This is a genomic window from Lentzea aerocolonigenes, from assembly GCF_000974445.1.
Lineage (GTDB): Bacteria > Actinomycetota > Actinomycetes > Mycobacteriales > Pseudonocardiaceae > Lentzea > Lentzea aerocolonigenes.
Genome location: NZ_BBOJ01000052.1, coordinates 1 through 7,478 on the forward strand (window position 1 = coordinate 1; position 7,478 = coordinate 7,478).

Below are 7,478 nucleotides of genomic sequence, written 5' to 3' on the forward strand. Positions count from 1 at the left end.
AACTTAATTTGCCCTGCGGGTCGAGCGCCACAAGCGCTCCCCGCAGGGCGTTTTTGTGTTCTACGACGTGGTGCGGCGCCATTCGCTGGGAAGCACGCCGAAGGCGGTCCGGAACCGGCGGGTGAAGTGGGTCGGATCCTTGAAGCCGCAACGCCGGGCGACCCTCCCGATCGACAGGTGCCGGGAGCTGGGATGAGCCAACTCGGCCTTCGCCTTGGTCGAGTCTGCTGGAGATAATCACTTCCACGAGGGCCGCGCTCTCATCGAGCCGGCCTTCGCCGCCGCACCCGACGTGCGCGTTAGCTGGTTGCCGCTCGGCATCGGAACAGATCTGGCTGGGTGAGCGGGGTTCTCGCTAGCGTCGAGTCATGAGGATCGTCGCGTTGTTGTGCCTGCTGTTGTCCATCACGGCGGTACCGGCTCACGCTGCTGGGATCCGCTGCACACCACCGACCGTCACCACGTTCCACTCCGCTCCCACCTGGTACGAGAACCTGGAGTTCGACCGCGGCACGATCTGGCTCTCGAACCTGACCGGCAACGCCGTCGAGCAGTACCGCCTGGACGGCACCTTCCTGCGGTCGATCCCACTGCGCGCGCCCGGCGCCATCCGCAAAGGCCCGGACGGCCTCCTCTACGTCAACTTCGGCGATGACAGCCCGGAAACCCGCCCCTTGCCCTCCGGCGTGGTCCGCCTGACCCCCGAGCCAGAGGTGTGGATCGGCGGCGACACCCTGAGCTCCGCCAACGGCGCCGAGTTCGATGCCCGCGGCCACCTCCACGTCTCCGACCCCTTCACGGGCCTGTACGAGTTCGACCGCCGCGGCACCCTGGTCCGTCACCTGGACATCGCCTACCCCAACGGCATCGTGACCATCGGCAACACCGTCTTCACCAACATCGTCATCGACCCGCAGTCCGCCATCGTCCGCATCACCGGCAACCGCCAGACCCGCCTCGAACTGGGTGCACCCGACAAGGGCCTCGACGACCTCGCCGTCGGCCCGGACGGCAAGCTCTACGTCACCGCCTACACCAGCGGCGAGCTAATCAAGGTCGACCCGTGGACCGGTGCCCACTGCACCTTGTTGTCCGGCCTCAAGAACCCGACGGCGGCCCGCTTCCTGCCGGGTACTCCCACGATGTTCGTCACCCACGCCTCGGGTTCGGTCCTGAAGGTCCGCCTTTAGAACAGCCTGTTCGCCAGCACCGCAACCGCTTGCGCGTCGCAGTCGCGGAGCAGTTCGCGCAGGTTCGCCGCGGCTTTCCGGTCGGAGTAGGCGAAGCCGAGCTTGGCGATCGTCGCGCCCCACTGGACGTCGTCGTCGACGGCGTCGGCCAGGTCCTGCCAGCCGCCGCGGAGGCGGTGCAGGTAGGCGGGCCAGCGTGTCGCGATTTCGGCGACGGCGACCAGGTGGCAGGCTTCCCCGGCATCCGCGGTGTCGAGCACGCGCAGGTAGAACTGCCAGACGTTGAGGAGCCGTTTCTCCTCGCGCACAGACTGCTCTGGTTGTGCCCTGAGCCGGTGCCGCAGGTGTTCACGCACCTCCGGGTGGTGCTCGATGGCGATGTACTCGGGTTGGATCTGGATGAAGTCGTGGAGACCTTCATCGCCCCCGTCGCGGACGGTGGCCTGATCGTCCCCCTGCACGGCAACAGGCTCGTCGCCGTGCACCGGTCCGAGCTGGGCGAGGAGCACCTGGTCGACGTTGTCCGCGGTGGTGCGCGGCAGCCTGACCGGCAGCTGGACGAGCTTGCGCAGGAACGTCCACCCCGGACTCGGGTCGTCGGGGTGTGTGACGATCTTCGCGTCGGCGAGTTCGCGGTAGGCGTTGTCGACGTGCGCCGCGACCACTGTCGTGTCGAGACCCAGCACGAACCTCGTGGCGGGGAAGTCGTCCGACAGGAACACGTTGATCGCTTCGAACACCTGCGCCGTCGTGCGGGGAGTGCACCGGTCGAGGTCGTCGATCAGCACGATGAGCTCGTGGTGGCTCGCGGCGAGGTCCTTCACCAACGCTTCGACGTCGTGCTGCACGAGGTACAGGTAGCCGGCGCGGGCGTTGTAGTACGGGTCGCGGATCAACGGATCCGTTGTGGTGGCTGCGAAAGCGTTGCTGACGACAGGCCCGGCGAACAGCTCACCCGGCAGGAACGCCGACGCCCTGGCGAAGAAGTACCGCCACCCCGTGTGCAGGACACCAGCCGTGGTCAGCCCTACGGTCACCCACCACGCCCAACCGAGGTCGAGTTTGGAAAGCGCGTTCAGGACCGAGACGCCGAAACCCAGTCCGGCGAGCGTGAGGAACGGCGACAGGGTCCGCCGCCACAGCTGGCGCTGGAGGTGCCGGCGGTCCACCCGCACGGCGTTGCGGCGGAACCAGTAGCGCTCGCGGGTGTTCTGATGCGGCAACATCGCCGCTTCGGCGGCCTCGGCCACGGCCTTCGCGAGCCCCGCCCAGACCTGCTCGCTGGACTGGTGGCGCCACGGGTTGAACGACACCACGAGCGGCCTCGACAAGGGCTTGATCTTCGTGGGCTCGACCTTCGGCGGCTTTTTCGGCTGGGGGCGCCACAACAGGCGGTCCGCGGCGAACACGGTGAACCGGCGATCCTGAGCGACCTCGGCGGGCGGAGTGGTCAGGCCGTTCTTGACAAGTTCCAGCAGCGTGCTCTTGCCAGAACCCCAGGCGCCCTCCACCGTGATCACGGTCGGTGCGTCCTCATCACCCGGCTTCAGCATTTCTCGGAGCGCACGTACGAGCGAGCCGCGATCGAGCAGGTCCTCTCTGGCCACCCTGTCGCTGAATCCCCTGGTCGAGACGAGCCCGGTCAGGGGCTGCACCCGTAGCTTCGGATCCCAGATTCGCAGTCTGCCGGTCCGGCCTCCCGAGGCGATGCGGGGCCGTCTATCCGGTCCCAGGTAGACGGCCAGCACCGAAACCCGGGACGGCTGACTCTGACGGATCAACTCACCGGTGCGCAGGTTCCAGAACCGGATGGAGCCACCTTCGCTCCCGGACACCAGGAGCAGTTCACCTGCGACCGGGCATAACGCCAGCGTAGTGACAGGCGTGCTGTGTCCGGTTATGCGATGGATTTCGCGATCGTCTTGGCGGACGACGATGTCGATGTTGCTGGCCTCGGCCGTTAGGTTCGCGACCTGCAGACTCAGCTGTGGTCCCGCTGACCTCCACGGGAATCGGCCCGAATGCGGCTCACCGGTGTTTGCCTGTATGAACACGCGGGGGCGGTCGTCGAAGTTCACCATGATCACGGGGTTGCCTGGGCTCTCGAGGTGCACGGCAAGTCCGATGATGGGTGTGTTGAACTCAACGGTGTACTCGAGGTCCATGCCTGGTACGGCGGCTGAGGTCACGCATCCAAGGTCGGGAAAGGGCTGACTTTCGTTTCCGGGAAGTTTCTGTCTGGTCGGGGTAGTGCACTTTCGGCGTAACAGGGGTGAAGATGTGGACCATGGAACGCCGAGCCCGCACCTCAGGACTGCGCCGCAGCCGCACGGTCACCACGCCGAGGCTCGGTGAGCTGTTCAACGGCTATCTGAACCCCCAACGGCCGCACGCCGACGCCTACGACGAGATGTTCTCCACCGACAACGGGGTGCGTAGTGCCTACCGCGCGCTGTACGAGTCGGTCGCTCCGTCGCAGGTCAACGAGCTGAACGCGCGTAGCGAAGCCCTTGGCCGGGCGTTTGTCGACCAAGGGATCACGTTCAGTCTCAGTGGGCAGGAGCGGCCGTTCCCGCTCGACCTCATTCCTCGCATCATCACGGCGAGTGAGTGGGCGAAGCTCGAGCGCGGCATCGTGCAGCGCGTGCGGGCGTTGGAGATGTTCCTCGCGGACATCTACGGCGACGCTCAGATCGTCCGGGATGGAGTGTTGCCGCGGCGTCTCATTACGTCGTGTGACCACTTCCACCGGGAGGCGGCCGGCATCAACCCGCCCAACGGGGTGCGGATTCACGTGGCCGGGGTCGACCTCGTGCGGGACGAGCAAGGGACGTTCCGGGTTCTCGAGGACAACCTGCGGTGTCCGTCCGGGGTGAGTTACGTGATGGAGAACCGGCGGACGATGGCTCGGGTGTTCCCGGACCTGTTCGCGCGGCATCGCGTTCGTGCGGTCGGGGACTATGCGGTGCACCTGCTCAGGGCCCTCAGGAATGCTGCTGCGCCCAACGCTGCGGATCCGAACGTTGTTGTGCTCACGCCTGGGTTGGCCAACAGTGCGTACTTCGAGCACTCGCTCCTCGCGCGGCAGATGGGTGTGGAGTTGGTTGAGGGGCGGGATCTGTTCTGCCGCGACAACTTCGTTTACCTCCGCACGACTGAGGGGGAGCGCCAGGTCGATGTCATCTATCGGCGCATCGACGACGACTTCCTGGATCCGGTGCACTTCCGGCCTGACTCGGTGCTGGGGATCGCTGGGTTGTTGAACGCGGCTAGGGCGGGCAACGTCGTCGTCGCCAACGCGGTGGGGAACGGGGTGGCGGACGACAAGCTCGTCTACACCTACCTGCCGGAGATCGTGCAGTACTACCTCGGCGAGAAGCCCTTGCTGCCCAACGTCGACACGTTTCGGTGCTGGCTGCCCGACGAGCGGGCGCACGTGCTCGACAAGCTCGACGAGTTGGTGGTCAAGCCCGTCGAGGGGTCTGGCGGGTACGGGATCGTGTTCGGGCCGGACGCGTCGCCGAAGGAGCTCACCTCGCTGCGCAAGCGGATCAAGAGCAACCCTCGCGGGTGGATCGCGCAGCCCGTGGTGCAGCTGTCGACCGTGCCCACGAAGGTCGGGGACAAGCTGGCTCCGCGGCACGTTGACCTGCGGCCGTTCGCGGTCAACGACGGCAACTTCATCTTCGTGCTGCCTGGTGGGCTGACTCGGGTGGCGTTGCCGGAGGGGAGTTTGGTGGTCAACTCCTCGCAGGGTGGCGGGTCCAAGGACACGTGGGTGCTCGCGCCGAAGTCGTCCACTGTGGAGCGCGAGCTGGCCGAGCCGGGGCTGGCGGGGACGTCCGGCATGGAGTCCTCGGCGGCCGAGCAGGGGCCTGAGCTGACCACTTCCCAGCAACAGCAACAACAGCAGCAGTAGGGAGGCGCGCGAAGTGCTGGCACGCAACGCGGAGTCGCTGTACTGGATCGGCCGCTACGTCGAACGGGCGGACGACACGGCGCGCATTCTCGACGTCTCGGTCCACCAGCTGCTGGAGGACGCGACGGTGGATCCGGACGCCACGTCACGGCAGCTGCTGACCGTTCTGGGGATCAAGCCGCCGGTCGGGGCCGAGCAGTTCGACGTGTGGTCGCTGACGGAACTGGTGGCCTACAACAAGGACAACCCCAGCTCCATCGTGTCGTCGGTCAACAGCGCGCGCGAGAACACGCGTGGTGCGCGTGAGGTCGTGTCGACCGAAATGTGGGAGTGCCTTAACGCGATGTGGAACGCCGTCGCGGAGAGGCAGACCTACGCGCGCACGATGGGGCCGCACGCGTTCTTCTCGTTCGTGGAGGAGCGGGCGGCGATGTTCGCGGGGCTCGCGGACTCGACGATGTCGCGGGACGACGGGTGGCGCTTCTTAGTGCTCGGGCGGTCCGTTGAGCGCGTGGACATGATTGTGCGGCTGTTGCTTGCTCGTGTGGGGGACAGGGCGTCGTCTCCCGGATGGGTCACGGTGTTGCGTTCGGCCGGTGCGCACGACACGTACCTAAGGACGTATCGCGGCGCGTTGGACGCGTCGCGCGTGGTGCAGTTCCTGTTGTTGGACAGGCTGTTCCCGCGGTCGGTGTTCCACGCGCTGCGGCAGGCCGAGGCGTGTCTGGAACAGCTGGAGAACCAGCCGTCGGTGCGGGTCGGGGCACGAGCCGAGGCGCTGAGGTTGCTGGGCAAGGCGCGGAGTGAGCTGGAGTTCCTGCGGCCGCACGACTTGCTGGACGACCTGCCGAAGCGCCTTGCCGCACTGCAGAAAACGGTCCGTGACGTCGGTGAGGCCGTGTCGCAGCAGTACTTCCACGTGGCGCCGTGGGTCGCCTGGACGAACACCGAGGTGGGCTGACCATGAGCTGGCGCGTACGTGTCGTGCACACGACGGGTTATGTGTACGAGGCACCGGTTGTGCAGTCGTACAACGAAGCGCGGCTGACTCCGCGTGGCGACCGACGGCAGAACGTCGTCGTCTCGCGCGTTGAAACGAATCCGGCGACTCGCGCCTACCGGTATACCGACTACTGGGGAACTGAGGTCACGTCGTTCGACCTGCATGCACCCCACACGGAACTCAAGGTCGTTGCGTCGTCGGTGGTGGAGACGAGCTCGGAGATCGAACCGATCACCACTGGCACGTGGGCGGACATGCGCGAGGAGAACCTCGTTGACCGGTACACGGAGTTCCTGGAACCGACGCGGTACACGCCGCGCAACCGTGAGCTGCTGGCCAAGGCGCGCGAGCTGAAGAAGGGCAAGTCGCCGTCGGACGCCGTCCTGGCCGCTTCGCAGTGGGTGTGGGAGCAGCTGAAGTACCAGCCGGGGTCGACCGGGGTGCACAGCTCGGCCGTTGACGCGTGGCAGGAACGCAAGGGCGTGTGTCAGGACTTCGCACACCTGTCGTTGGTGTTGTTGCGCGGTATGGGGATACCGGCGCGCTATGTGTCCGGATACCTGCACACGAAGAAAGACGGCGCGCTGCGAGAGACGGTGCGTGGCGAGTCGCACGCGTGGATCGAGGCGTGGACCGGAGGATGGTGGGGGTACGACCCCACGAACGCGATGCCGGTCGGGCCGCGCCACGTGTGGGTCGCGCTCGGGCGGGACTACTCGGATGTGGCGCCGTTGAAGGGGATCTACTCGGGTGGGGCGGCGACGGCGTTGGAGGTGACGGTCGACATCACGCGCCTCGCCTAGGACGTTTTCACCCGAATGAGCACCTGGCTTGGCCTAGGGGCAACGCTTAGCGTCGACCTATGACTGTGATCACATCGACGGCGCACAGCAGGTCTTTGGGAGACGAGCTGCGTCGAATTCGGGAGACCTGCACCGATCTGGGCGGCGCCAAAATGGCTGTGCGGCTGGGCTGGCACCCGAGCAAGGTGACCAACATCGAGAAGGGGAAGGCGCGCGCCAGCGAGATCGACCTGGTGCAGTTCTTGACCGCTTGTGACAAGGACATCGACTTCTTCGAGGACTTCCGGCGCCGGTACCAGAACGCCTTTGAGGAGTACGTGGTGCAGGTGCACGATGACCTGCGCACGCTGGCGTTTGCCGAGTCCACTGCCAAAGTGATCACCAGTTACACCCCAGGCGGCGTGCCAGGACTGTTCCAGACACCGGAGTACGCCGACGCCTTGTACCGGCTGGGTGGATTCGTGGCCGAGGAGCGAATCCCGAACCTCGTGCGGTTCCGCGTGGAACGCCAGGCGATCCTGCGCCGACACCAGCCGCCGACTTGCTTGTTCTACGTACACGAA

Annotated in this window: 6 protein-coding genes and 2 pseudogenes; 5 read left to right on the top strand and 3 right to left on the bottom strand. The window is 66.2% G+C overall.

Translation table 11 applies throughout. The features are described 5' to 3' along the window. Positions 1–60 precede the first annotated feature (60 nt). Positions 61–204: pseudogene (locus tag AOM45_RS50415) on the bottom strand (helix-turn-helix domain-containing protein); the annotation flags it as partial. 164 nt (positions 205–368) lie between these two features. Between AOM45_RS50415 and AOM45_RS48725 the strand changes: the two are divergent. After that, on the top strand, positions 369–1,190 hold the full coding sequence (locus AOM45_RS48725; RefSeq protein WP_030474291.1) for an SMP-30/gluconolactonase/LRE family protein: 822 nt from the start codon (positions 369–371) through the stop codon (positions 1,188–1,190). On the opposite strand, the gene AOM45_RS48730 is transcribed toward AOM45_RS48725, so the two are convergent. Together AOM45_RS48730 and AOM45_RS53985 are read right to left on the bottom strand one after the other, a co-directional pair. Further along, positions 1,187–2,743 (bottom strand): KAP family P-loop NTPase fold protein, encoded by a 1,557-nt coding sequence (locus tag AOM45_RS48730; protein ID WP_162185784.1) that lies wholly within the window; start codon positions 2,741–2,743, stop codon positions 1,187–1,189. The two genes, AOM45_RS48725 and AOM45_RS48730, sit on opposite strands and share 4 nt — an antisense overlap. A gap of 255 nt (positions 2,744–2,998) precedes the next feature. Then, positions 2,999–3,355 (bottom strand): annotated as a pseudogene (locus AOM45_RS53985) (WD40 repeat domain-containing protein); the annotation flags it as partial. A 122-nt stretch (positions 3,356–3,477) separates the two neighbouring features. Between AOM45_RS53985 and AOM45_RS48735 the strand changes: the two are divergent. The 4 genes from AOM45_RS48735 to AOM45_RS48750 all read left to right on the top strand — a co-directional run. Then, on the top strand, positions 3,478–5,109 hold the full coding sequence (locus AOM45_RS48735; protein WP_236704120.1) for a circularly permuted type 2 ATP-grasp protein: 1,632 nt from the start codon (positions 3,478–3,480) through the stop codon (positions 5,107–5,109). Positions 5,110–5,122: 13 nt separating this feature from the next. Continuing rightward, a complete protein-coding gene (locus AOM45_RS48740) occupies positions 5,123–6,070 on the top strand; it encodes an alpha-E domain-containing protein (protein ID WP_030474294.1) in 948 nt (315 codons plus the stop codon). A 2-nt stretch (positions 6,071–6,072) separates the two neighbouring features. Continuing rightward, positions 6,073–6,915, top strand: a complete 843-nt coding sequence (locus tag AOM45_RS48745) for a transglutaminase family protein (protein WP_030474295.1) — start codon at positions 6,073–6,075, stop codon at positions 6,913–6,915. 95 nt (positions 6,916–7,010) lie between these two features. Beyond that, on the top strand, positions 7,011–7,478 hold a 468-nt coding region (locus AOM45_RS48750), incomplete at its 3' end, for a Scr1 family TA system antitoxin-like transcriptional regulator (RefSeq protein ID WP_169792658.1).